The following is a 25,061-nucleotide window of genomic DNA, read 5'->3' as shown; positions in this document are numbered from 1 at the left end:
TCAGTGCTGGATCAGGCCGCCGACCGGGACGGGGGCGACGTGGCCGGTCGGCGGAAGGTCCCGTGCCAGCGCGAGGCCGACGTCGACCAGCGATGACCGGTGCAGGCCTGTGACCTCGGGGACCGGGGTCCAGACCGACTCGACGATGTCGCCGTCCGGCTCGGGCCGGAGCCGGCCGCCGGTGATGCGGACTCGGTAGAAGACACCGACGTTCTGGTGCACGACTCCCTCACGCGTGGCGGTCGCGGGAATCACCCGCGAGTCCACTCCCAGCAGGCGGTCCACCACCGCCGAGCAGCCGGTCTCCTCCGCGACCTCCCGGATCACCGCGTCGAACGGGTCCTCCGCGTGCTCGACCCCGCCGCCCGGAAGAGTCCAGTTGCTCCCGCCGTCCGGCAGTAGGTGACGGGCGAGCAGCACCCGTCCGTCCTCGATGCACACGGCATACGCCGCCAGCCGGAAACTCATCCCCACTCCCCCCGCCGGACCTTGTCCGGCATCCATGGTTCGCGCATCACCACACGGAACAGAACCAGACGAGCGCGAGCGCCACCAGACGGCACCGTGCCGTGCCGGGGACGGGTCACGCGACGGGCGGCAGCGCGAGCCAGTCCTGCCAGGTGATGTCGCGGCCGATGCAACGGGGCCGGCGGAAGGGCCAGTCGGCGTCGATCCACCGCGGCACCAGCGCGTCGAGCGCGCGCTCCTCCTCGCCGCCGACGAGGTCGTCCACCACCCACCAGGAGATGTCCGCGTCGGAGCCGGTGCGCTCGGGCGGGTCGATGTAGACGCAGCCGTAGAGCGCCGTCTCCTCCTCGTTCAGCAGCGCGTAGTTGAACGACTGGTGCGCGGCGATCTCCTTCTCGTGCCGCAGCAGGTCGGCGCGGTCCTCCTCGTAGGTCATCGTCTCGGCGGGCCAGCCCCAGGCCGGGCCGAAGATCTCCCACAGTCGCTCCCGGGAGCCCATCACGGCCGGGTAGTCGATGGGGGTGTCCGCCTCCCGGATCGGCCGCAGATGAAGTGCGGTGCCGGGCACGGGCACGTGGACGGGGTGGACGAAGTCGTCGGGCAGCCAGCTCATGAGAGCCGAAGCTACAGCCGGCCGGCGCGGGACGCCCCGGCATTTTCCGCACCCCGGTACCGGCCCGGGCGTCGGCTCGCCCGCCACCCGCTCCTTCCCGCGCCCGGTGCGCCGACGCTCTCGCCTTCGGCCGCCTTTGAAGCTTCTCGGATGGCCAGCAGGAAGTATCCGGGAGCTTCCTTCGAAAAGCTTCACAGGGAAGTTCAATGAAACAATTCAATACACGCACCACGAGAAGGAGGCACGAAATGAAGTTCCGTCTTGAGGTCGACATGGACGACGCGGCGTCCGCCGAGGAATCCGCCCGCGAGCTGGGCCGGATCCTGCGGTACTGGGGAGGCAACCTCCACCACTACGCCCTGCGGCCCGGCGACGGCTCGGTCGTCCACGACTCCGGCTACCGCGAGGTCGGCCGGTGGGGCATCGTCTCCGCCGAGGCTTCCTGAACCGCCGCTCTCCTCCGCGCCGGAGCGGGCGGCGGCCGGTTCTTCGGTGCGCGGCGGGCTCGGCCCGCCGCGCGGTCACTCCTCGCAGCCCGTCTCCGCCATGCCCACCAGCAGGTACGCCTCGGCGAAGCGTTCGAGCTCCGCCCGCCAGCCGTCGGGCTCGGACACGTCGAAGCGCTCGACGGAGATTTCCAGGACGTAGTGGACCTTCTCCCCCTGGTACGTGCACGGGTTGACCGAGAGCACCGTGCCGTCCGAGACGACCGTGTCGGCGCCGAACGCGGCCTTCTCGGGGTTTCTGAAGCGCCCGGGGTTGTCCACCGCGAACTCCATGGCGTCGACCTCACCGCCGTCCCGGTACTCGCGGATGCCCAGTTCTGTCCGCCCGTCCACGGACAGCAGGCACCTCGTGGTGTCCTCGCCGACGTTTCCGGCCTCCGCCCCGAACTTCCCGCCCTCCGGCAGCAGTGGTTCGACCAGCTCCGGATCGATCTTCCTGCCGCAGATCTCCTCCGGCACCGTGTAGCCCTCCGCCCCGCCGCACGCGGTCAGCGGCGCGGCCAGGACGGCGAGCAGCACGGCGGTGGCCGGCCCGCGGCCCTTCCCGTACCTCACTGGTCGCCCGCCAGGCCCTTGGCGCGGTTGTTGCCGTCGTAGGCGGCCCCGCCGATCCGGTCCTGCAGCAGGTAGGTGCTGTCCGCCTGCTCGTGGTCCGGATTGACCCTGGCCCACTCGGCGGCGATGGCCGCCAGCTGGTTCTCGCGCACGTCGAAGTTCTCGCTGTTCTTGCCGCTGGTCTCCTCGTCGATGCGCGCCTGCTCCTCCAGCTGCCAGGCGTACGCCGCGGCATCCACACCGCGCTGTGCGGCGTCGCCGACGACGGGGATGAAGTTCGCCGCACCGCCGACGAGGTGGTAGCCCCACTTGGCCTCCCAGGACGGATCGTCCTTGTCGGTCTCCAGTGCCTGGTAGCGGGCCTCCTCCAGGAAGCCGACCGTGTGGCCGGCACGCACCAGGGTCTCCTCCGGATCGCCGACGTCGTTGGCGTGGATGTCCTGGACGATCGCCACGTTGATCCCCTCGTTGAGGATTCCGTAGGCCTCCTGGTCGCGGGAGACCTGCTTGGAGACCTCCAGCAGCTGCTTCCTGTCCAGCGGGCTGCTGCTCTCCGAGAGGCTGCTGGACGCCTCGTGGACGGTCCCCCCGTGGTTGGCGAGCACCTTGGCCATGTCGTCGCGCATCTCCGGCGGAAAGTCGTCACCCGCCTCCGACAGGTACCCCAGTGAGCGTTCCAGGACCGCGCGGTGCTGATCCGTGTGTGGCACGAAGGCCGCTCTGTCGTCGTGGGGATCGATGCCGGTGGCCGCCGCGAAGAGCGCGTTGCCGGTTGCCTCGCGGGCGGCGAAGGGCGGGTCGTCGCCGATGCCGTCGGGAAAGTGCTTCCGGTCCTTGAGGACGTACTCGGCGTTGTCCTGCGGGTGGGTGGAATTGAAGAAGTCGGTGGACGCCTCGGGGTTGCGGCTGAGCGCCGTCATGAAGCCGGTCATCGGGTCCAGGCCCAGATCGTTTTCGGCGCTGCCCGGGTTGAGGGTGGTGTGCCCGGAGGTGAGGCCCTTCCAGTAGCGGTCCGGAAGGCGCATCTCCTTCTCCTCCCTGACCAGGGCGTCACCGTAGTCGTTGAGGAAGTCCTTCTCGTACACGCCGTGGCGCATCAGGTTGCTCATGACCTGGAAGCCGTACGGATTGCCCTGGGTGGGGACGTCAAGCGGCTTCGGCCCGAGCTCGATCATCTCCTTCTTCCACGCCCGCATGGCGGGACTGTCGCTGTGCGACGCTTCGGCGAGGACGAGGCTGAGGTTCTCCTGGGTCCTGTCCAGCTCCTCGATCCGGTCCTCACCGAAGCGGGTGCCGTTCTGCCGGGGGTCGTTGAGGTTCGCGTAGAACTCCAGGGTGCCCTCCGGCCCCATACCGGTCGCGAAGCGTTCGGCGAAGGCCCGATTGTCCTTGTTCGCCTCCATGATGTCGTTGAAGCGCTCGAGCTCCTCGTCCGTCATGGACGGGCCCTTGGCGGCCAGCTCGATGGCCTTGTCCGCCTCCTTGACACCCTGCTGGTCCCGGTAGTCCTGCAGGGAGGAGTACTTGTCGCCACCGAAGTCGTACGGGTGCCCGGCGATGACGGCCCGCAGTGCGGCGGCCATCGTGTCGTCCGCCCCGCTCGCCTTCTCGACCGCCGCGCTGATCCGGTCGCGTACGGAGTCCAGTGTCTCCTGCGTCGGGCCGGGGTCGGTGTTGCCCTCGCCGCGCCGGTCGGGGTGCACGGAGCGGGCCACGACCCCGTTGGGCCAGATGGTCACGCCCTCCGGGGGGTTGTCGACGATCCGCTTCAGCTCGTCCTTGGCCGCCTTGATGGTGTCGTGGCCGTCCCGCAGGATGTCGCGGACGCTGGTCGCCTGGGTGACGGCGTCCTGGAACTCCTTGACGGTCTTGTCGACGAACGTACGGGTGACGGTGGCGTTCTCACCCTCCCACTCCGCCTTATCCGACTTCGCCTTCATGTCGTTCCTGGCGTCATCGGACAGGGTCTTCAGCTTGGTGATCGTCGATGTCCAGTCGCCGACCGCCTCGCTGAGCTTGCCCAGACGCGCGTGCAGGACGTCCTCGAACTTCACGGCCACTTCCGCCTGCTCCTCCCCCGGTTCCGTCAGCGGTAGTACTCGCTGATGCGGGACGTGTTCATCAGCCGGCCCTGCTGGTCGCGCATCGCGGTCTCGATCTTCTCCTCCTCCGCCCCATAGCTCCTGGAGGAGAAGTCCAGGTGGTTGGAGATGTGGGCACACGACTCCATCAGCGTGCCGACCTGCGTCTCCCAGGTCTCCGCGACCTTGGTCAGGGCGGCACCGGAGGTGAAGTTGTCCCCGGTCAGCTCGGTGCCGGCGGCCTTGCTGGCCGTGACCGGGAGCTTGCCGTCGGCCTTCAGACCGGTGTGGAGTCCGTGCGCGGCGCGGCCGACCAGGCCCAAGTCGTCCTGCTTGACGGTGAGACCGCCCTGGCCGCCGCCACCGCCGCCGTCGAGCTGGTTCAGCCGCGTCTGCGCAGCCCTGTCCTGCGAGGCCTTCGCCACCAGTTGCGCCCACTCGTCGTCGAACGACATGCGTCTCTCCCCCTCCACTCCGGGTGTCCGCGTCCAGCCGGTCGCTTACGCTACGTGGGCGAGTCGGCCGGGACCAACGCGGGGCCGCTCTGCGTACATTCCGCACGACCCTTCCCGGCACGGCGTCACCTCGCTCTTCATGATGCGACATTGGCGCCGCGGGCCGCCGGCCGGTGCGCTAGGGTCGCGGGCCATGACGGGGCGGGCAGTGCGGTGGGCGGGGTTGGCCGGGGCGGTCGTATCGGCTCTGGCGGTGATGGTCGGCATGACGCTGACCTGGGCGACGGGGCCCGACGGTTACCGGATCGTGGGAGCCGACGCCGCATACCTGGAGGACTACCTCCCCGGCCTCGCCCATCCCGTCGCGCAGTTCTACGTGAACTACACGACCGCGTTCGCCGTGGCCGCCCTCCTGCTGGCGGCGACGGCGGGCGTACGCGGGCCGCGGGCCCGCTTCGCGGCCTGCGGCGCGGCGGTGCTGGCCGCCGCCCTCCTCGTGCTCGCGGCCGTCGACAGCCTCCCCGAGCCCGGGGGCTACTGGGAGCCGTACCAGGCGCCGCGCCAGCAGGTGTACGCGGCGGTGTTCGCCGTGCTGGCGGTGGTGGTGCTGGCGGGGGCGGTCGCCCTGCTGCGGCGCGCGTACGCCGTCCACCACGGCATCACCGTCGTCTTCCCGCTCGCCCTGTGCGCGCTCCACCTCTTCGCGCTCCTCACCCTCTCCACCACGCTCGACCCCGGCGCGGCGCTGCACGCCGGGGCGTGGCTCGCGGCGCCCGCGTATCTGCTCATGGGGGTGTTCGCCGTGTTGGCCGCCCATGGATCGAGGCCGCGGACCGGGCCGGACTCCGCCCCGCAGGGGAGGGTCCCGGTGGCGTCCGTGTAGCCCGTCTCCCGGGAGGCTCCAGGTCGGCGGAACGCCGGGAGGGAGAGGCGCACCGCACCGTCCCGGTCGAGGTCGAGGGGCTGGAGCCGTGCCGGGAGCTGTTCGGCATTTGAGGGGGGCGCGGGGACGTGCGGGGGCCGGCGCGCGGAATTCCTTTGCGCGCCGGGGCCCCGGTCGCCGACCATCGGTCCGTCGTACGACACGGGGGACGCGGGGAGCGGATATGAGCGCACGGCTGCGCGGCATCGCGAAGCAGACCGAGGAGATCGTCGAGCGGGGCCGGTACACCACTCCCGGCGGCCGGGAGGTGTCCATCGCCGGGGCCGTCGCCGCGGCGATGGAGGGGACCGCCCTCTTCGGCCCCGAGCCGGTGCCCGTGCCCGGGGCCGTGCCCGGAGCCGAGCCCGGGGCCGGGGGACGGCTGCCCACCGTCTTCGAGGTGACGGGGGAGAGCAGCCTGGAGGCCGCCCGGCGGCTGGTCACCGGCGTTTCCGGCGGCGGCCCGGATTCCGGCGGCCCGGTCGCCGTCCTCAACTTCGCCTCCGCGCGCAACCCGGGCGGCGGCTACCTCAACGGGGCCCAGGCGCAGGAGGAGGCGCTGTGCCGCGCCTCCGCGCTGTACGTCTGCCTGCTGCGCGCCCCCGGGTACTACGAGCACCACCGGGCCGAGCGCAGCGCCTTCTACAGCGACCGCGTCATCCACTCGCCCGGTGTGCCGGTCTTCCGCGACGACCGCGGGGTGCTGCTGGAGGAGCCGTTCGAGGCCGGTTTCCTCACCTCGCCCGCGCCCAACGCGGGCGTCATCGCGCGGCGCGCCCCCGAGGAGGCCGGGCGCGTCCCCGGCGCGCTGCTCGTACGCGCCGAGCGGGTGCTGGAGGTGGCCGCGGCGCAGGGTTACCGGCGGCTCGTGCTGGGGGCGTGGGGCTGCGGGGTGTTCCGCAACGACCCGGCGGTCGTCGCGGGCGCGTTCCGCTCGCACCTGGCGGACGGCGGCCGGTTCGCCGGGCGCTTCGCGCATGTCGTCTTCGCCGTCCTCGACCGCCGCGCCGGCTCCCCGACGCGGGCGGCCTTCCGCCGCGCCTTCGCCGGGCTCGCCGGGTAGTCCCCGGCGGAACGGGACGTCCGGGGCAGGACGGCCGGACGGGACGGTCCGGCCGGGGAGAACGGGATCGTTTCGATACTTTTGCGTTTCACCCGACCGGTCCTTACACTCCTGGTGTACGAAACCGTTTCGTTTGCGTTGGGGAACCAGGATGACCGACCAGTCGGCCACAGCACCCGGCCGCCGCACCCGGCTGACCCCCGAGCGGGAGCTGGAGCTGTTCACCGCAGTCGTCGACCTGGTGCGCGAACACGGCTACGAGGCGCTGACCATGGACGCGGTCGCGGCGCGCACCAAGTCCAGCAAGGCCACCCTCTACCGGCAGTGGGAGAGCAAGCCCAAGCTGGTCGCCACCGCCCTGCGACACCTGGGCAAGAGCCACCCGGAGGACATCGACACCGGCTCCCTGGCCGGCGACCTCCGGCAGATGGTGAGCGACTTCATCTCCCACGCCAGCGAGGACACCGCCCTGCTGAACGGTCTGGCGCACGCCGTCTCCAAGGACCCCGAGCTGTGGCAGGCGCTGTACGAGCTGCACATCCGGCCCGGCCTGGACGCGCTCGACGCCGTGGTGCGCAGAGCCGCCGAGCGCGGGGAGCTGGATCCGGACAACCCGGCGATCGAGTTCGTCCCGCACCTGGTCATCGGGGCGCTGAGCACCCGCAAGCTGATCGAGAACCGGGACTCGGACGCCGACTACATGGAGCGCTACCTGCGGGCGGTGGTCTTCCCGGCACTCGGCATCTCCTGACCGGCGCCGCCCCACGGGCGCTTGCGAGCGCTCACGAGCACCTCCGAGACCCAACACCTCCTTCCGACCACTTCCTCCGACTCAGGAGTCCTCACTCTCATGGCCACGTTCCTGTACCGGCTCGGCCGCCTCGCCTTCCGGCGGCGCGGGCTGGTCGCCCTGTTGTGGGTGGTGGTGCTGGCGGTCACGGGCGGCTTCGCCGCCTCCGCCTCATCGGCGGCCTCCAGCAACATCACCATTCCCGGCACCGAGGCGCAGAAGGCGTTCGAGCTGCTGGAGGATCGTTTCCCCGGCAGCAGTCCCGACGGCGCCACCGCCCGGGTCGTCTTCAAGGCCCCCGGCGGCGAGAAGATCACCGATCCGGAGAACAAGGCGGCCGTCGGCGAGGTCGTCGCCGAGCTGGCGAAGGGCGAGCAGGTCCAGCAGGCCGTCGACCCCTTCCGGGCGCAGGCCGTAAGCCCCGACCAGACCATCGCCTACTCCCAGGTCAGCTACGAGGTCTCCGGCTTCGAGCTGACCGAGGAGTCGCGCGACGAGCTCAAGGCCGCAGCCGAGGACGGCCGGGAGGCCGGGCTGACGGTCGAGACCGGCGGTGACGCGATGGCGGCGATCCCGCACACCGGCGCCGCCGAGGTCATCGGCGTGGCCATCGCCGCGATCGTGCTGCTGATCACCTTCGGCTCCCTGGTCGCCGCCGGGCTGCCGCTGCTCACCGCCCTGGTCGGCGTCGGCGTCACCGTCGCGGTCATCACCGCCGTGACCGTGCCCCTGGACCTCAACACCACCACCCCGATCCTGGCGACGATGATCGGCCTGGCCGTCGGCATCGACTACGCGCTGTTCATCGTCTCCCGCTACCGCGCCGAACTCGCCGAGGGCCGCGAGCCCCTGGAGGCGGTCGGCCGCGCCACGGGGACGGCGGGCTCGGCGGTGGTCTTCGCCGGTCTGACCGTCGTCATCGCCCTGGTCGGCCTGTCGGTGGTCAACATCCCGATCCTGACCAAGATGGGTCTGGCCGCCGGCGGCTCGGTCGTCCTGGCCGTGCTGGTCGCGCTGACGCTGATACCCGCCCTGCTCGGCTTCGCCGGGCAGAGGGTCCTGCCGCGCAAGCACCGCGCGAAGAAGGACGACGCGAAGGACGGTGCGAAGGACGGCGAGGCGAGCGCGGCCGTCGAGACCAGGGACGGCGCGGGCACCCGCTGGGCCCGCTTCGTGCTGCGCCGCCCGATCGCGGTGCTGCTGGTGAGCGTCGTCGGGCTCGGCCTGCTGGCCGTCCCCGCCAAGGACCTCCAGCTCAACCTGCCCGACGACGGTTCCCAGCCCACCAGCACCACCCAGCGCCGCGCCTACGACCTGATCGCCGAGGGCTTCGGCCCCGGCACCAACGGCCCGCTGATCGTGACCGTGGACGCCGAGGACAGCGACGACCCCCAGGGCGCCGCCAAGGCCACCGCCGAAAGGCTCCAGGGCCTGGACGGGGCCGCCGCCGTCATGCCCGCCACGTTCAACAAGGCCGGCGACACCGCGATGATCACCGTCGTCCCGAAGTCCGCGCCCAGCAGCGCCGCGACCGAGGACCTGGTCCACGACATCCGCGGGCAGGCGCCCGGGATCGCCGAGGCCACCGGCGCGAGCGTCCTGGTCACCGGGCAGACCGCCATGGCCATCGACGTATCGCAGAAGATGGACGACGCCCTGGCGCCCTACCTGATCCTCGTGGTCGGACTGGCCTTCCTGCTGCTGACGGTGGTCTTCCGCTCGATCCTGGTCCCGCTGAAGGCGGCGCTCGGCTTCCTGCTCTCGGTGGTCGCCGCGCTCGGCGCCGTCGTGGCGGTCTTCCAGTGGGGCTGGCTGGCCGACGTCTTCGGCGTGGAGCAGACCGGCCCGGTCATGAGCCTGATGCCGATCCTCATGGTCGGCCTGGTCTTCGGCCTGGCCATGGACTACGAGGTCTTCCTCGTGACCCGGATGCGCGAGGCCCACGTCCACGGCGAGACCCCGCACGAGTCGGTCGTCACCGGCTTCAAGCTGGGAGCGCGCGTGGTGACCGCGGCCGCGCTGATCATGATCAGCGTCTTCGCCGGGTTCATCGGCTCCTCCGAGTCGATGATCAAGATGATCGGCTTCGGTCTGGCCGTCGCCGTCCTCTTCGACGCCTTCGTGATCCGCATGGCCGTCGTCCCGGCCGTCCTCGCGCTGCTGGGCAAGTCCGCCTGGTGGCTGCCGCGCTGGCTGGACAAGGTCCTGCCCAACGTCGACGTCGAGGGCGAGAAGCTCCAGCGCGAGCTGAACGGCTCCGCCGCGAGGGCCGGCGAGCGCGAGCCGGTCGCCGTGCGCGACTGAGCCGGGCCGGGGCCCGCCGGGCCCCGCCGAGACCCGGGGCCGCCGTCGCGTGAGCGGAAGGCGCGGCGTCCCCGGCCGCACCGGCCCGTGGGGACGGGGAGCGGTGCGGCATCCGGGGCCCGGCAGCGGTGCCTCCCTCGCGGGAGGACCGCTGCCGGGCCCCGGTCGCGTACGGGGGCGGGTCCCCCGCGCTACCGCTGCGCGCTGCGCTTGACCAGATACGCGGCGGTCAGGCAGGCGGTCGCGATGGCGAGGAACACCAGGGCGATGGTCAGCCCGCCGGGCAGGCTCGCCCCCTTGGCCAGGAGCGCGAACTCGCCGCCCTGCGCGGTGTCGGTGTACCAACTCATCGGGGTCTCCCTTCCGGAGGAATCCACATGGGGGGCTGCGGTGGCCGGGCGGGGCGCGTGCGCGCCCGGGAGGCCGGACCACGACGGGAGGGAACGAGGAGTCAGAACGGCAGCCGGCCGCGGGCGCGGCGGCCCGCGGAGCCGCTGCGGCCCACCGCGCGGGAGCTCCTGCGGAACGGCTTGCTCAGCCAGCGCCCCAGGGGGCCGGGCGCCTTGCCCCCCGCGCGGGCGCCCAGTCCCAGGGATCGCTGTGTGCCGCGCTCGGGGTGTCGGGACGGGCGCGGCACCACGAAGGCCGGAACGGCCAGCACCACGCGGGCGGCTGTCACGCCGGCGACCACCACGGTCACTCCTCACGTCGGTTCTCATCCGGTCGTATCGCTCCGTGTCGTCTTGACCACCGAAGCCGTGTGTTCGGTCCGTCTGCCCCGGCCCGCGCCCGGCATCCCTGAGAAGCGGCCCGGTGGGCATAAGCGGACGAGAGGGTTTTCGATTCGGCGGAAGTCCGGGAGCCGGGGAGGGAAGGACCATGGGCGCCGTGAACGACGAGGCCGTGAACGACGAGGCGGACAGGCGCAAGCGGCGGCTGCGGCGGCGGCTGGAGAGACTGATCGGGATCGCCGCCACCGAGGGGAACGAGGTGACGGCGCTGCGCAACGGGGACGAGATCTTCCCCGCGATGCTGGAGAGCATCCGGGCCGCCGAGCACACCGTCGACATGATGACGTTCGTGTACTGGCGCGGCGAGATCGCCCGCGAGTTCGCCCACGCCATGGCCGAGCGCGCCCGCGCCGGGGTGCGGGTGCGGCTGCTGCTGGACGGCTTCGGCAGCCGGCTGATCGAGAAGGACCTGCTGGAGATGATGGGCGGGGCCGGGGTCCAGGTGGCCTGGTTCCGCAAGCCGCTGTGGCTCTCCCCGCTGAAGCAGAACCACCGCTGCCACCGCAAGGTGCTGGTGGTGGACGAGCGTACGGCCTTCACCGGCGGGGTGGGGATCGCCGAGGAGTGGTGCGGCGACGCCCGTGACTCCACGGAGTGGCGCGACACCCATGTGCGGGTGCGCGGCCCGGCCGTGGACGGCGTCGCCGCCGCGTTCGCCCAGAACTGGGCGGAGTGCGCGGAGGTGCTGTTCGACGAGCGGGACCGCTTCGTCGAGCACGAGCCGCGGGGGGACTCCGTGGTGCAGGTGGTGCGCGGTTCGGCCAGCTTCGGCTGGCAGGACATGCAGACGCTGCTGCGGGTGGTGCTGGAGACGGCCCAGGAGCGCGTACGGCTGGCCACGGCGTACTTCGCGCCCGACCCGTACTTCGTCGAGATGCTGTGCGCCACCGCGCGCCGCGGGGTGGAGGTGGAGCTGCTGCTGCCCGGTCCGCACACGGACCAGCGGGCCTCCCAGCTCTCCGGGCAGAACCACTACGAGGAGCTGCTGGCGTGCGGGGTGCGGATCTGGCACTTCCAGCCGACGATGATGCACGCCAAGATCGTGACGGTGGACGGGATCGCCTCGCTGGTGGGCTCCACCAACCTCAACCGGCGCTCGATGGACCACGACGAGGAGGTCATGCTCGTCGTCCTGGACGAGGAGTTCACCGCGGGACTGGACCGGGACTACGACGCGGACCTGCGCCGGAGCGTACGCATCGTGGGCGCCCGCTGGCGCAGGCGGCCGGTCGTGCAGCGGGTGCGGGAGGCCGCCGTCATGCCGATCCGCCGCTTCCTGTGAGGACGCCCGGCGGTGGCGGACGGACCCGGCGGACGGACCCGGACGGCGGGCAGACGGACGGACGCGGACGGCGGGCCGGGACCGCGGTGCGGTCCCGGCCCGCCGTCCGCGTCCGTCGGCCTGTGCCTGCCTGCCCGTCAGTCGGCCTGCTTGACCTGCGGCGGCTTGCGCAGCGACAGGTGCAGTTCCCTCAGCCGGGCCTCGTCGACCTCGCTCGGGGCGCCCATGAGCAGGTCCTGGGCGTTGCCGTTGAGCGGGAAGGCGATGGTCTCGCGGATGTTGGGCTCGTCGGCCAGCAGCATCACGATGCGGTCGATGCCCGGGGCGATGCCGCCGTGCGGCGGGGCGCCGAAGTGGAAGGCGCGCAGCATGCCGCCGAACTCGCGCTCGACCTCCTCGCGGCCGTAGCCGGCGATCTCGAAGGCCTTGTACATGATCTCCGGCTCGTGGTTCCGGATCGCGCCGGAGGACAGCTCGACGCCGTTGCAGACGATGTCGTACTGCCATGCCAGGACGTCCAGCGGGTCCTTGGTCTCCAGCGTCTCCAGGCCGCCCTGCGGCATGGAGAAGGGGTTGTGGGAGAACTCGATCCGCCCGGTGTCCTCGTTCCTCTCGAACATCGGGAAGTCGACGATCCAGCAGAAGCGGAAGACGTTCTCCTCGAAGTGGCCGGTACGGCGCCCGGCCTCGACGCGGACCGCCCCCATGATCTTGGAGACCTCGTCGAACTCCCCCGCGCCGAAGAAGACGGCCGTGCCCGGTCCGGCCTCCAGGCGGGACAGCAGCGCGGAGACGTTCTCCTCGGTGAGGAACTTGGCGATCGGGCCGGTCAGCTTCCCGTCGTCCCCCACGCGCACCCAGGCCAGGCCCTTGGCGCCCTGCGAGACGGCGAACTCGCCCATCTGGTCGAAGAACTTGCGCGGCTGGTCGGCGGTGCCGGGCACGGCCAGGGCGCGTACGTGCTTACCCGCGAACGCCTTGAACTCCGAGCCGGCGAAGACGTCCGAGACGTCGGTCAGTTCGAGCCCCACGCGCAGGTCCGGCTTGTCGCTGCCGTACTTGAGCATCGCCTCGCGGAAGGGGATGCGCGGGAAGGGCGAGGTGACGTGGCGCCCGTTGCCGAACTTCTCGAAGAGGTCGGTCATGACCTTCTCGATGACGCCGAAGACGTCCTCCTGCTCGACGAAGCTCATCTCCACGTCGAGCTGGTAGAACTCGCCCGGCGAGCGGTCGGCGCGGGCGTCCTCGTCGCGGAAGCAGGGCGCGATCTGGAAGTAGCGGTCGAAGCCCGCGATCATCAGCAGCTGCTTGAACTGCTGAGGGGCCTGCGGCAGCGCGTAGAACTTCCCCGCGTGCAGCCGGGAGGGCACCAGGAAGTCGCGCGCGCCCTCGGGGGAGGTGGCCGACAGGATCGGGGTGGCCAGCTCGTTGAAGCCGAGCGCCGTCATCTCCTGCCGGATGGTGGAGATGACGGCCGAGCGCAGCATGATGTTGCGGTGCATGCGCTCCTTGCGCAGGTCGAGGAAGCGGTACTCCAGGCGCCGCTCCTCGTTGACGCCGTCCTCGGTGTTGATGGTGAACGGCAGCGGGTCGGCGCCGCCCAGCACCTCGACCTCGGCGACCTCGACCTCGATCTCGCCGGTGGGCAGCTCGGGGTTGACGTTCTCCTCGCCGCGGGCGACGACCCGGCCGTCGACGCGGACGACGGACTCCTTGGAGATCGAGCTCAGCGCCTCGTAGGGGGCGGTGTCGGGGCGGACGACGAGCTGGACGATCCCGTAGTGGTCGCGGAGATCGATGAAGAGGATGCCGCCCAGGTTCCGCCGATTGTGCAGCCAGCCGGAGAGGCGGACATCCGTGTCGATGTCCGCGGCACGGAGCTCGCCGCAGGTGTGGGACCGGTACCGATGCATCATTCGTCCAAGTCGTCAGGTTGTCGGGTGGTGTCGGGCCGCCGGCCGCTCGTCGGCGAGGGGGCTCACACGCCCCACAGACTACCGTCCGGCCCGCCTTCCGCCGGGTGCCCCCGGGAATGACCACATAAGGTGGAAAAGTGCACACCGAGGACATTCTCGCGGCCAACGGAGTCGGCCTGTGGCGCTGGGACAACACGGCCGGCGTCATCACAGTGGACGCCACCGCCGCCCGGCTGCTGGGCCTGCCCCCCGAGGAGACCGTCCTGACCGAGAGCGCCCTGCGCTCCCGCTTCCACGCGCTCGACTACGCCGAACTGGCCAACGTCGCCGCCCTCGCCATCGCCGAGGGCACGATCGCGGAGGCGCTGCAGCGGGTGGTGGCGCCGGACGGCACCGTCCTGCGGATCGTGCGCAACCGGCTGGCCCTGGCCGGGCAGACCCTGATGGGACCGGACCCGGGCCAGTCGAACTTCGTGCTGTACGGCCTGCTGACCGAGGCCCCCTGGCCGGCCCGCTCCGCCGACGCCGGCCAGGACGTCGCGGAGATCCCCCTGGAGGCGTACCCGGTGGAGATCACCTCCGAGGGGCCCCCGGGCGCGTCCACCCCCGCGGTGCAGTCCCCCGCCACCCAGCTCCCGGCCGCCGCCGAGTGGCGGCACTCGCGCGAGGCGTTCCTGCTGGACGTGGGACGGGCACTGGCCGAGGCCCAGACCACGCAGGAGGTGCTGCGGGTGGTGGCCCAGATGTCGCTGCCCGGCCTCACGCCCTCCTCCCTGGTCATCTACGGCGTCAAGGGCGACCGGCTGACCCCGATCGGCTACTACGGGCCGGACGTGGACCGGCAGCAGGCCTTCGGCGAGACGACGCTGGAGAGCGACTACCCCGGCAGCGTGGCCGTCCGCACCGGCCGGGCCGTCTACCTGCCCTCCCCCGACGACTACCGCCGCCGCTTCCCGGCCGTCTGGCCCCTGGTCGAGGGCCACGACCACCGGGCCTGGGCCTACCTGCCGCTGATCGTGGGCGGCCGGACGATCGGCGCCTGGCTGCTCGCCTTCGGCACCCCCGTCGCGTTCACCCCCGACGAGCGCCACCTGCTGGTGTCGGTGGCGCGGATGCTGGCGCAGGCCCTGTCGCGGGTGTACGTCCAGGAGTCCAAGCGGGAGCTGGCCGACAGCCTCCAGCGCACCATGCGGCCCGCCCACCGCACCGCCGTCCCGGGCATGACGGTGGTCAGCCGGTACCTGCCGGTCGGCGGCGGCCTCCAGGTCGGGGGCGACTGGTACGACGTGATCCCGCTGCCGTCCGGCCGCACCGCCCTGGTGATCGGAGACGTGCAGGGGCACGACGTGCGGGCCGCGGGGATCATGACGCAGCTGCGGATCGCGCTGCGCGCCTACGCCGCGGAGGGGCACCGGCCCGACGCGGTGCTCACCCGCGCCAACCGCTTCCTGGCCGGGATGGAGACCGGCGACCTGCCCGAGCCCGGCGGCGGCCACGAGGGGGCGGACGCCGAAGACGACCACCGCTTCGCCACCTGCCTGTACGTGGAGGCCGATCCGGACGGCGCGCTCGACCTCGCCCGCGCCGGCCACCCCGACCCGGCGATCCGCCTGGCCGACGGCGCGGTGCTGACCTGCTCGGTGACGGCCGGGCCGCCGCTGGGCATCGTCACGGACGCCGACTACCCCATCACCCGGGTGGCGCTGGGCCGGGGCGAGACGCTGCTGATGTGCACCGACGGGCTCGTCGAGGCCGGCGGCCTGGACTACGACGCCGGATGGGAGCGGCTGCGCAAGGTCCTGGGGGAGTACGAGGGGCCGCCGGAGGACCTCGCCGACACGCTGATCCGCGCGATGCACGGCGCTCCGGCCCGCCACATGACCGGCACCGGACACGGCATGGAACCGCGCGCGGGCGGGCGCGAGGACGACATCGCGCTGCTGCTGCTGAGCCGCGAGGACGGCGCGCCCGAGGCGCGCCCGCGCCCCCTGGCGCGCCGCCTGGTGATGTCGGTGTCCCAGTCCGAGCAGGTCCGGATCGCCGACGCCCGCCACCAGCTTCGCGAGCTGCTGTTCGACTGGGCGGTGGAGGACCAGGTGGAGGGCGCCGTCCTGCTGCTGTCGGAGCTGCTGACCAACGCCCTGGTCCACACCGAGTGGGACGCCACGCTCTCCGCCGAGCTGGAGGGCGAGCCCGGCTCGCGGCGGCTGCGCGTGGAGGTCGCGGACTCCAGCGACGAGCTGCCCCACCTGCGCCACCCCGGCGAGCTGGCCTCCCGCGGGCGCGGTCTGCTGCTGCTGGAGTTGCTGGCGCAATCGTGGGGGGTGGAGCCCCGGGGCGTGGGGAAGAGCATCTGGTTCGAGCTCCACGAGGCCGACGAGGGGGCGGGCGCGTGAGGGCGCGGCCGCGTGAGGACCCGGCCGCGCCGCGTCAGTGGGCGTCGGCCGGGATCGCCCCCAGCCGCCCCGCCTTGAAGTCGTCGAACGCCTGGACCAGTTCGGCGTGGCTGTTCATCACGAACGGGCCGTAGTGGGCCATCGGCTCGCGGATCGGCAGGCCGCCGAGCAGGACCACCTCGAAGTTCGCGCTGCGGGAGTCCTGCTCCTCGGCGGCGCGGACGGTGAGCGTGCCGCCGTCGCCGAAAACGACCGACTGGCCCATGCCGAAGGGCCGCCTCTCCGCGCCCGCGAAGCCCTGGCCCGCGAGTCCGTAGGCGAGGGCGTTGAAGTCCGGCCGCCAGGGGAGCGTGATCTCGGCGCCGGGGCTGACCGATGCGTGGATCATCGTGATCGGCGTGTGCGTGACGCCCGGGCCCTCGTGGCCGTCCAGCTCCCCCGCGATGACGCGCAGGAGCGCACCGCCGTCGCCCGACGTCAGCAGCCTGACGCTGCCGCCCCGGATGTCCTGGTACCGGGGATCGGTCATCTTGTCCCTGGCCGGCAGGTTGACCCACAGCTGCAGGCCGTGGAAGAGGCCGCCGGAGACGACCAGCTCCTCGGGCGGGGTCTCGATGTGCAGGAGGCCGGAGCCCGCGGTCATCCACTGGGTGTCGCCGTCGGCGATGGTGCCGCCGCCGCCGTGGGAGTCCCGGTGGATGAAGGTGCCGTCGATGATGTAGGTGACGGTCTCGAAGCCCCGGTGCGGGTGCCAGGGGGTCCCCTTGGGCTCGCCGGCCTCGTAGTCCACCTCGCCCATCTGGTCCATCATGATGAACGGGTCCAGGTACCTGTAGTCGATCCCGGCGAACGCCCGGCGCACCGGGAAGCCCTCGCCCTCGAAGCCGGAGGGGGCCGTGGCCACGTGCAGGACGCGGCGCGGACGGGCGTCCGCGGGAGCGGTGACGCGGGGGAGTACGAGCGGGTTGTCAGCGGTGATCGCCGGCATCTGGACCTCCTCGGGAAGCCTGGGAGGACCAGGGTATTTCAATATTCAACAGAATGCCAGGGCCGCACGGTGCGGGCGGTGCGGCCTTCCACTCCCCGCGCGCCCCCGGCGGCAACCGGTGGCAACCGGCAGCCCCGGCGGCACCCCGCGCTCCGGAGCGCCCGGGCACGGCGGCGGCGTGCGGCACCCGGGCACGGTGCCCGGCCGCGTCCGGACGCGCCGCGGACGGATCAGCCGTACATCCGGCGCATCGCGAAGTCGACCATCTCCTCGACCGCCTTGGCGTCGAAGACGATCCGGTGGTCGCCCTCCATGTCCAGCACGAAGCCGTAGCCCGACGGCAGCAGGTCGAGCACCTCCGCACCGGTGATCACGAAGTACTTCGACTCCTTGCCCGCGTAGGCGCGCAGCTCCTTGAGCGTGGTGAACATCGGGATCACCGGCTGCTGGGTGTTGTGCAGCGCCAGGAAGCCCGGGGTGTCGCCGCGCGGGCAGTACACCTTCGACGTGGCGAAGACCGCCTGGAAGTCCTCGGGGGTCATCGCCCCGGTGGTGAAGGCCCGTACGGCCTCGGCCAGCGACGGCGGCGACGGCTCCGGGTAGAGCGGCTGCTGCTGGCCGTAGCCGGCCTGCGGCGGCGGCTGGTGCCCGTAGTGCTGTCCGGCGTGCTGCCCGGCGTGCGCGCCGTGCCCGGGATGGCCGGTGTGTCCCGGATGGCCGGCGTGGCCGCCGTGACCGGCGTGCTGCCCCGCGTGCCCCGCATTTCCGGTCTGGTCGTAGCCGTACATGGGCGCAAGCGTATCGATTCCGAGCCCCCTTCCCGTCCCCGGTGGGCGGTTCCCGGCCGGGGACGGCCGGGGACGGCCGGGGCCCCGCCGGGCCGGGCGGGACGGCCGGACGCCAAGGCGCGCTCCGGGGAGTTCCGTCACAGTCGCGCGGATCGGGTTGCTTCTTATTACCGGCGGGTAGCATGATGAGAGCTACTTTCTGGTACGCGTAGGGAGGAGTCTCCTCCCCCTATCCACTACGGAGCCGTCGCCATGGGGCACTACAAGTCGAATCTCCGCGACATCGAGTTCAACCTCTTCGAGGTACTCGGCCGCGACACGGTGTACGGCACCGGCCCGTTCGCGGAGATGGACGTCGAGACCGCCAAGAGCGTGCTGGCGGAGGTCGCCCGCCTGTCGGAGAACGAGCTGGCCGCCTCCTACGAGGACGCCGACCGCAACCCGCCGGTGTTCGACCCCGAGACCAACACCGCGCCGGTCCCCGAGTCCTTCAAGAAGAGCTACCAGGCGTACATGGACGCCGAGTGGTGGCGGCTGGGCATCCCGGAGGAGATCGGCGGCACCACCGTCCCGCGCTCCCTGCTGTGGGCCTTCGCCGAGACCATCCTCGGCTCCAACCCGGCCGTGTGGATGTACGCGTCCGGCCCGGCCTTCGCCGGCGTCCTCCACGAGGAGGGCACCGAGGAGCAGAAGAACATAGCCAAGCTCATGGCCGAGAAGCAGTGGGGCTCCACCATGGTCCTCACCGAGCCCGACGCGGGCTCGGACGTGGGCGCCGGCCGCACCAAGGCGATCAGGCAGGAGGACGGCTCCTGGCACATCGAGGGCGTCAAGCGCTTCATCACCTCCGGTGAGCACGACATGTCCGAGAACATCGTGCACTTCGTCCTCGCCCGCCCCGAGGGCCACGGCCCGGGCACCAAGGGCCTGTCGCTGTTCATCGTGCCCAAGTACGACTTCGACTGGGAGACCGGCGAGCTCGGCGAGCGCAACGGCGTCTACGCCACCAACGTCGAGCACAAGATGGGCCTGAAGGCCTCCAACACCTGCGAGATGACCTTCGGCGCCAACCACCCGGCCAAGGGCTGGCTGATGGGCGAGAAGCACGACGGCATCCGCCAGATGTTCAAGATCATCGAGTTCGCGCGGATGATGGTCGGCACGAAGGCCATCGCCACCCTGTCCACCGGCTACCTCAACGCGCTGGAGTACGCCAAGGAGCGCGTCCAGGGCGCCGACCTGGCCCAGTTCACGGACAAGACCGCCCCGCGCGTCACCATCACCCACCACCCCGACGTGCGCCGCTCGCTGATGACGCAGAAGGCGTACGCCGAGGGCATGCGCTCGCTGGTGCTCTACACCGCCGCCGTCCAGGACGAGGTCCTGGCCAAGGAGGCCGCCGGCGAGGACGCCTCCGCCGCCAAGCGCCTGAACGACCTGCTGCTGCCGATCGTCAAGGGCTACGGCTCGGAGAAGTCCTACGAGCAGCTCGCCCAGTCGCTGCAGACCTTCGGCGGCTCCGGCTACCTGCAGGAGTACCCGGTCGAGCAGTACATCCGGGACGCCAAGATCGACACCCTCTACGAGGGCACCACCGCGATCCAGGGCCAGGACTACTTCTTCCGCAAGATCGTCCGCGACCAGGGCCAGGCGCTGACCGCCCTGTCGGAGGAGATCAAGAAGTTCCTGGCCGAGGCCGCCGGCGGCGAGGACCTGGCCGGCGCCCGCGACCAGCTCGCCAAGGCCGCGGGCGACCTGGAGGCCATCGTCGGCACCATGCTGACCGACCTGGCCGCCACCGAGAAGGACGTCAAGTCCATCTACAAGGTCGGCCTGAACACCACCCGCCTGCTGATGGCCTCCGGCGACGTCGTCGTCGGCTACCTGCTCCTCAAGGGCGCCGCCGTGGCCGCCGACAAGCTGCCGGGCGCCTCCGCCAAGGACAAGGCGTTCTACGAGGGCAAGATCGCCGCCGCGAAGTTCTTCGCCGCGAACATCCTGCCGGGCGTCGGCGTCGAGCGTCAGATCGCCGAGGCCACCGACCTGTCGGTGATGGAGCTGGACGAGGCCGCCTTCTGAGCGAGTCCCGGCCGGACCTGTGAGCGGCGGGCCGGCCGGGGATCCGGCCGGCCCGCCGCTCCGCACGGCACCCGGCGTCCGCCCGCCCTCGGGGGCGGGCGGACGCCGGGCGGGCGGGGGTTCCGTTCCCAGGTCAGGGGGGAGCGGGACCCCCGCCGTTCGTATGCTGGGGCGCATGAGCACTTCCCGCCGCTTCGACCGTGGCCACACCGACGACCTGGCCTCCTTCCTCACGGCCTCGCCCACCCCGTACCACGCGGTCGCGACCGCCGCCGAGCGGCTGGAGAAGGCGGGCTTCCGGCGGCTGGCCGAGACCGACGCCTGGGACGGCGGCGTCGGCGGCAGGTACGTGCTGCGCGGCGGCGCGATCATCGCCTGGTACGTGCCCGAGGGCGCCGCGCCCGCCACCCCCTTCCGGATCGTCGGCGCCCACACCGACTCCCCGAACCTGCGCGTCAAGCCCGTGCCGGACACCGGCGCGGCCGGCTGGCGGCAGATCGCCGTCGAGATCTACGGCGGCACCCTGCTCAACACCTGGCTCGACCGCGATCTGGGCCTGGCCGGACGGCTGGCCCTGCGCGACGGCTCCACCCGCCTGGTGAACGCCGACCGCCCGCTGCTGCGCGTCCCCCAGCTCGCCATCCACCTCGACCGGCAGGCCAACGAGGGCCTGAAGCTGGACCGCCAGCGCCACATGACGCCGATCTGGGGCCTGGGCGAGCCCCGCGAGGGCGATCTGGTGGACTTCCTCGCCGCCGAGGCCGGCCTGGACGCCGCCGACATCGCCGGCTGGGACCTGATGGTCCACAGCGTCGAGCCGCCCGCCTACCTGGGCCGCGACCGCGAACTGCTCGCCGGGCCGCGCATGGACAACCTGCTGTCCGTCCACGCCGGGACCGCCGCCCTGATCGCGGCCGCCGAGGCGGGGGACCTGCCGTACGTCCCGGTGCTGGCCGCCTTCGACCACGAGGAGAACGGCAGCCAGTCCGACACCGGCGCCGACGGCCCGCTGCTGGGCAACGTGCTGGAGCGCTCCGTCCTCGCGCGCGGCGGAGGCCCCGAGGACCGGGCGCGGGCGTACGCGGGCACCGTCTGCCTCTCCTCCGACACCGGCCACGCCGTGCACCCCAACTACCCCGAGCGCCACGAGCCGGGCCACCACCCGATGCCCAACGGCGGCCCGATCCTCAAGGTCAACGTCAACCAGCGCTACGCCACCGACGGCACCGGCCGCGCCGTCTTCGCCGCCGCCTGCGAGCGGGCCGGGGTGCCGTGGCAGTCGTTCGTCTCCAACAACGCCGTCCCCTGCGGCACGACGATCGGCCCCATCACCGCCGCGCGGCACGGCATCGCCACCGTGGACATCGGCGTGGCGATCCTGTCGATGCACTCCGCCCGCGAACTGTGCGGCGCCGACGACCCGTTCCTGCTGGCGAACGCCCTGACGGCCTTTCTGGAGGGCTGACGGGAGCGGTCGGCCGTCCCCGCTCGCGGCGTTCTCCGGCGGCCCGCCGGAGGCGCCCGGGCGGGACGGACGGGACGGACCACGGGGAGGGGCACGCGCGGTGTCCCGAATGCAAGTCCCGCCCAGGGGTACCCGGTTGGTTGAACGAGCCCTCAACCAGCCGGACGGAGGCGGTTTTTCATGGGCATGGCACTGACCATCGTACTGATCGCGGTGGGCGCGATCCTGACCTTCGGGGTGAGCTGGGAGATCTCCGGGGTCAACCTCGATGTGATCGGCCTGATCCTCATGGCCGTCGGTTTCATCGGGCTGGCGTCGTACGTGAGCATCTTCAAGCGCCGCCGTGTGCAGCCGCCGAGCCCCGCGGCCCCGGTCGTCGAGGAGACGCACCGCCACGAGTGGCGCGCCTGACGCGGCGCCGGCGGGGAGGCGTCCGTGCGGCCCGGTCCGGCGTCGCCGGACCGGGCCGCGCCACGTCTCCGCCATGGGCCGAAGCGCGCGAGGTCCGGACGCTCAGCCGGCGGCCCGGACCGTGAGCTCGGCGATCTCGTCCAGGACCCGGGCCGCCGGCGCCGGGTCGACCAGCCACTTCAGATGGCTGCCTTCGAGCGTGCGGACGTCGTAGGGGTTGTCCGGCGTCAGCTCGTCGCCCTCGCGGATCAGCCGGTCCTGCATGGCCGGCGGCATGCTCGCGTCGTCGGCCAGGCGTACGAAGGTCTTCGGGATCCGCCCCCAGGTCGCGGCCCGCGCCCGGTCGGCGGAGGTGCCGGCGTCCAGGTTCTCGTCGGGCTGGAAGGTGCTCAGGAAGGCCAGGAGCTCCTCGTCGGTGCCGTCGGCGAGGAACGCCGCCTTGAACGCCGCGAGGGCGTCCGGGTCCGCGGTGCGGAAGTTGACGCGGAGCAGACCGAGTTCGGCGGGGTTCCCGGCCATCGCCAGGGCCAGTGAGGCGGCGTCGATCCCGGCCATCTCCGGTTCGGCGTAGTAGTCGCCCACGTCGAGGGCGACCGGGCACCAGGCCGAGACGTAGACGATGCGGTCGATCAGGTCCGGCCGCGCGTTGGCCGCGGCCGTGGCCGTGACGCCGCCGCGGCTGTGGGCCACGAGGATCACCGAGCCGTTCCGCCTGGCCCGTTCCAGGACCCCGATCAGGTGCGCGGCGTTGTCGGCCAGCGTGACCCCCTTGATCGAACCGGGCGCGGTGGCGAGCCCTTCGAGGTCCTGCGGCGCCTGGTAGGCGCGGGTGTAGGTCGCCGCGAACCCGTGGCCCGGGAGGTCGACGGCGGCCGAACGGTGCCCGAGGAGGGCGAGTTCGGCCTGGAGCGGCGCGAAGGAGAAGGAGTTCGCGAAGGCTCCGTGCACCAGTACGAACGTCGGTCGCGCATGGGTGCTCGCCTGCATGTGGCTGCTCGCTTTCCGGTCTCCGCGGCGTCGGCTGTGCGCGCGGCCGGGGAGCGGGTCGCCGCCCCCGCACTGCTCCGCCGCGGGGACGCGGCCGTGCGCGGCGGGCACCGCACTCCCGGGCGCGGAGTCCTGGTCCTGGTCGAGGGGCGGCGCGGAAGACGCCCGGTCTCCGGCGGGGACCCTACTCCGCGGAAGATCACAGGTACCAGGCATTATTCCCCGTGGCCGGGAAGCCGGCGCGCGGATCAGGCGCCCGGCGGGGTCCTCCCGCCGGGCGCCTTCCGCGCCGCCCCTCTCCGGGGACGGCCCACGGCCGGGCGCTACTCGCCGTCCAGCCCCGCCAGCACCAGCGGCAGCCGGGAGACGCCGTCGGCCGTGACGCGTACGGGCACCCCCCAGTCCTGCTGGTGGACGTGGCAGGCCGGGTACTCCGTCGCCGGGTCGTCGTCGCAGGAGGCGGCCATCGCCGAGACGTGCAGCACGCCCTCGGCGACGCCGTCGGCGAGCACCAGCTCCCGGCTCAGGCCGGTGCCCTGGCCCGCGCCGTCCGCCAGCAGCTCCGGCGGCGTGGAGCCGACCAGCAGCCGGGTGGCGGGACCGTAGCGCGTGTCCAGCTTCTGGCCGGGCGGGGCCTGGAAGACCACGTCCAGCCGGAGCGTGCCCGGCGCCACCTCGGTCGCCTCGCGCCGGGTGCGGTGGGCGACGGACTCCACCCGCACCGCCTCCTCGGGCAGTCGCAGCCGGGTCAGCCGGTGGCGGGCGGACTCCACTACCACGATGTCGTCCTCCACCAGGACGGCGTCCGACGGCTCGCGCAGATCCGTGGCGAGCGTGGTGACCTCGCCGGCGGCCGGGTCGTAGCGGCGCAGGGCGTGGTTGTAGGTGTCGCAGACCGCCACCGAGCCGTCGGGCAGCGCGGTGACGCCCAGCGGATGCTGGAGCAGGGCCTGGCCGGCCGCTCCGTCGCGGTGGCCGAAGTCGAACAGGCCGGTGCCGACCGCCGTGCGCACGGTGAAGCCCGTGCCTCCGCCGTCACCGCCGCCGTCACCGCCGCCGTCGCCGCCGTCGCGCTCGATCCAGCGCAGTGCCGAGGTCTCGGAGTCGGCGATCCACAGCCGGTCCCCGGCCGCCGCGAGCCCGGACGGCTGCGCGAACCACGCCTGGTCCGCCGGACCGTCCACCAGGCCCTCGTTGGTGGTGCCCGCCGCGACCGAGACCCTGCCCGCCGCGGGGTCGTACGTCCAGAGCTGGTGGACACCCGCCATCGCGATCCACAGCCGCCCCTCCCACCAGGCGACGTCCCACGGCGAGGACAGGTCCACCTCGCGCGCCGGGCCGGAGACGGGCGAGCCCTGCCACCACTGGCGGCCCGTGCCGGCGAGCGTGGTGACCTCGCCGCCGTCCGGGTCCCACGCCCGCAGCGCGTGGTTGACGGTGTCGGCGACGGCCACCCGGCCGTCCGGCAGCAGCGCCAGGCCCTGCGGCTCGTTGAAGCGGGCCCTCTCCCCCGGCCCGTCCGCCAGCCCGCGCTCCCCGTCGCCGATCCGCCGCACCACCGTCTCGCCGTCCGGCTCCAGCTCCACCAGCCGGTGCCGGGTGGTGTCGGTGACCAGCAGGTTGCCCGAGGGCAGGACGAGCGCCTTGCCGGGGAAGCGCAGATCGGTCGGCTCCGGCTCCGGCGGCACGTAGGGGCCGTCGCCGCGCCGCAGGGTGCCCTTGGCCTCGTGCTCGGCCTCCAGCTCCGCCACCAGCTTCTCGATGGCGTGGACGTGGCCCTCGCCCGCGTGCTGGGCGACGACGTACCCCTCGGGGTCGATGACGACGAGGGTGGGCCAGGCGCGCACCGCGTACTGCTTCCAGGTCGCCAGCTCGGGGTCGTCCAGGACGGGGTGGTGGACCTCGTATCGCTCGACGGCGTCGACGACGGCCCGGTGCTCGGCCTCGTGGACGAACTTGGGCGAGTGGACGCCGACGACCACCACGGTGTCCCGGTGCCTCTCCTCCAGCTCGCGCAGCTCGTCGATGACGTGCAGGCAGTTGATGCAGCAGAAGGTCCAGAAGTCGAGGATCAGGACACGACCCCGGAGATCCGCCAGGGTCAGGTCCTTGCCACCCGTGTTGATCCATCCGCCCTTGCCCACCAGTTCCGGGGCACGGACACGCGCTCGCTTTGCCATCCGTCCATCGTGCCTGATGAC

At 72.3% G+C, this 25,061-nt stretch carries 22 protein-coding genes; 10 read left to right on the top strand and 12 right to left on the bottom strand.

Translation table 11 applies throughout. The features are described 5' to 3' along the window. On the bottom strand, positions 1 to 468 hold the full coding sequence (locus QPK52_RS13320) for an NUDIX hydrolase (RefSeq protein ID WP_410537695.1): 468 nt from the start codon (positions 466 to 468) through the stop codon (positions 1 to 3). Between the two features lie 115 nt (positions 469 to 583). Next, complete coding sequence (locus QPK52_RS13315; protein ID WP_410537694.1) at positions 584 to 1,081, bottom strand: N-acetyltransferase; 498 nt, start codon at positions 1,079 to 1,081, stop codon at positions 584 to 586. Positions 1,082 to 1,329: 248 nt separating this feature from the next. Between QPK52_RS13315 and QPK52_RS13310 the strand changes: the two genes are divergently transcribed. Further along, the gene (locus QPK52_RS13310) at positions 1,330 to 1,527 is read left to right on the top strand and encodes a hypothetical protein (protein ID WP_410537693.1); all 198 of its coding nucleotides are present in this window, start codon (positions 1,330 to 1,332) and stop codon (positions 1,525 to 1,527) included. 75 nt (positions 1,528 to 1,602) lie between these two features. On the opposite strand, the gene QPK52_RS13305 is transcribed toward QPK52_RS13310, so the two are convergent. From QPK52_RS13305 to QPK52_RS13295, 3 genes are read right to left on the bottom strand one after another with little or no spacing between them, the layout of a single operon-like run. Further along, the gene (locus QPK52_RS13305; protein ID WP_410537692.1) at positions 1,603 to 2,142 is read right to left on the bottom strand and encodes a hypothetical protein; all 540 of its coding nucleotides are present in this window, start codon (positions 2,140 to 2,142) and stop codon (positions 1,603 to 1,605) included. After that, the gene (locus tag QPK52_RS13300; RefSeq protein WP_410537691.1) at positions 2,139 to 4,202 is read right to left on the bottom strand and encodes a hypothetical protein; all 2,064 of its coding nucleotides are present in this window, start codon (positions 4,200 to 4,202) and stop codon (positions 2,139 to 2,141) included. The genes QPK52_RS13305 and QPK52_RS13300 overlap by 4 nt, the downstream gene beginning before the upstream one ends. Before the next feature lie 26 nt (positions 4,203 to 4,228). Further along, positions 4,229 to 4,678 (bottom strand): hypothetical protein, encoded by a 450-nt coding sequence (locus QPK52_RS13295; RefSeq protein WP_410537690.1) that lies wholly within the window; start codon positions 4,676 to 4,678, stop codon positions 4,229 to 4,231. Positions 4,679 to 4,871: 193 nt separating this feature from the next. On the opposite strand from QPK52_RS13295, the gene QPK52_RS13290 reads away from it, so the two are divergent. The 4 genes from QPK52_RS13290 (at position 4,872) to QPK52_RS13275 (ending at position 9,757) form a co-directional block, all read left to right on the top strand. Beyond that, entirely contained in the window at positions 4,872 to 5,561 is a 690-nt protein-coding gene (locus QPK52_RS13290) for a hypothetical protein (RefSeq protein ID WP_410537689.1), read from the top strand. Between the two features lie 223 nt (positions 5,562 to 5,784). Continuing rightward, complete coding sequence (locus tag QPK52_RS13285; protein ID WP_410537688.1) at positions 5,785 to 6,663, top strand: TIGR02452 family protein; 879 nt, start codon at positions 5,785 to 5,787, stop codon at positions 6,661 to 6,663. Between the two features lie 151 nt (positions 6,664 to 6,814). Continuing rightward, entirely contained in the window at positions 6,815 to 7,414 is a 600-nt protein-coding gene (locus QPK52_RS13280) for a TetR/AcrR family transcriptional regulator (protein ID WP_410537687.1), read from the top strand. 99 nt (positions 7,415 to 7,513) lie between these two features. After that, on the top strand, positions 7,514 to 9,757 hold the full coding sequence (locus QPK52_RS13275; RefSeq protein ID WP_410537686.1) for an MMPL family transporter: 2,244 nt from the start codon (positions 7,514 to 7,516) through the stop codon (positions 9,755 to 9,757). A 191-nt stretch (positions 9,758 to 9,948) separates the two neighbouring features. Here QPK52_RS13275 and QPK52_RS13270 read toward each other — a convergent pair whose 3' ends face one another. Beyond that, positions 9,949 to 10,107, bottom strand: coding sequence for a hypothetical protein (locus QPK52_RS13270; protein ID WP_410537685.1), 159 nt, complete (start codon positions 10,105 to 10,107; stop codon positions 9,949 to 9,951). Between the two features lie 101 nt (positions 10,108 to 10,208). Beyond that, positions 10,209 to 10,451, bottom strand: a complete 243-nt coding sequence (locus QPK52_RS13265; protein WP_410537683.1) for a DUF6411 family protein — start codon at positions 10,449 to 10,451, stop codon at positions 10,209 to 10,211. A gap of 185 nt (positions 10,452 to 10,636) precedes the next feature. On the opposite strand from QPK52_RS13265, the gene QPK52_RS13260 reads away from it, so the two are divergent. Continuing rightward, on the top strand, positions 10,637 to 11,830 hold the full coding sequence (locus QPK52_RS13260; RefSeq protein WP_410537682.1) for a phospholipase D-like domain-containing protein: 1,194 nt from the start codon (positions 10,637 to 10,639) through the stop codon (positions 11,828 to 11,830). A 137-nt stretch (positions 11,831 to 11,967) separates the two neighbouring features. On the opposite strand, the gene aspS is transcribed toward QPK52_RS13260, so the two are convergent. After that, complete coding sequence (aspS, locus tag QPK52_RS13255; protein ID WP_410540320.1) at positions 11,968 to 13,743, bottom strand: aspartate--tRNA ligase; 1,776 nt, start codon at positions 13,741 to 13,743, stop codon at positions 11,968 to 11,970. A gap of 140 nt (positions 13,744 to 13,883) precedes the next feature. Between aspS and QPK52_RS13250 the strand changes: the two genes are divergently transcribed. Beyond that, positions 13,884 to 16,142 (top strand): SpoIIE family protein phosphatase, encoded by a 2,259-nt coding sequence (locus QPK52_RS13250; RefSeq protein WP_410537681.1) that lies wholly within the window; start codon positions 13,884 to 13,886, stop codon positions 16,140 to 16,142. A 34-nt stretch (positions 16,143 to 16,176) separates the two neighbouring features. Here QPK52_RS13250 and QPK52_RS13245 read toward each other — a convergent pair whose 3' ends face one another. Both QPK52_RS13245 and QPK52_RS13240 read right to left on the bottom strand, forming a co-directional pair. Continuing rightward, a complete protein-coding gene (locus QPK52_RS13245; RefSeq protein ID WP_410537680.1) occupies positions 16,177 to 17,130 on the bottom strand; it encodes a pirin family protein in 954 nt (317 codons plus the stop codon). 230 nt (positions 17,131 to 17,360) lie between these two features. Beyond that, positions 17,361 to 17,918, bottom strand: coding sequence for an SseB family protein (locus QPK52_RS13240; protein WP_410537679.1), 558 nt, complete (start codon positions 17,916 to 17,918; stop codon positions 17,361 to 17,363). A 252-nt stretch (positions 17,919 to 18,170) separates the two neighbouring features. Between QPK52_RS13240 and QPK52_RS13235 the strand changes: the two genes are divergently transcribed. From QPK52_RS13235 to QPK52_RS13225, 3 genes are all read left to right on the top strand, one after another. Continuing rightward, positions 18,171 to 19,997 (top strand): acyl-CoA dehydrogenase, encoded by a 1,827-nt coding sequence (locus QPK52_RS13235; protein WP_410537678.1) that lies wholly within the window; start codon positions 18,171 to 18,173, stop codon positions 19,995 to 19,997. 175 nt (positions 19,998 to 20,172) lie between these two features. Continuing rightward, positions 20,173 to 21,462 carry a M18 family aminopeptidase gene (locus tag QPK52_RS13230; RefSeq protein WP_410537677.1) on the top strand — a complete coding sequence of 430 codons (1,290 nt, stop codon included), beginning with the start codon at positions 20,173 to 20,175 and terminating at the stop codon, positions 21,460 to 21,462. Between the two features lie 180 nt (positions 21,463 to 21,642). After that, the gene (locus QPK52_RS13225; RefSeq protein ID WP_410537676.1) at positions 21,643 to 21,873 is read left to right on the top strand and encodes a DUF6458 family protein; all 231 of its coding nucleotides are present in this window, start codon (positions 21,643 to 21,645) and stop codon (positions 21,871 to 21,873) included. Positions 21,874 to 21,975: 102 nt separating this feature from the next. Here QPK52_RS13225 and QPK52_RS13220 read toward each other — a convergent pair whose 3' ends face one another. Continuing rightward, complete coding sequence (locus QPK52_RS13220; protein WP_410537675.1) at positions 21,976 to 22,860, bottom strand: alpha/beta fold hydrolase; 885 nt, start codon at positions 22,858 to 22,860, stop codon at positions 21,976 to 21,978. A 323-nt stretch (positions 22,861 to 23,183) separates the two neighbouring features. Then, a complete protein-coding gene (locus QPK52_RS13215) occupies positions 23,184 to 25,040 on the bottom strand; it encodes an NHL domain-containing thioredoxin family protein (protein ID WP_410537674.1) in 1,857 nt (618 codons plus the stop codon). Positions 25,041 to 25,061: the final 21 nt, after the last annotated feature.

The sequence above is a fragment of the Streptomyces sp. KL2 genome (assembly GCF_046529545.1).
Taxonomy (GTDB): domain Bacteria; phylum Actinomycetota; class Actinomycetes; order Streptomycetales; family Streptomycetaceae; genus Streptomyces; species Streptomyces radiopugnans.
Note: the sequence above shows the minus strand (reverse complement) of the source record. Positions and strands in the feature narration are given on the sequence as shown.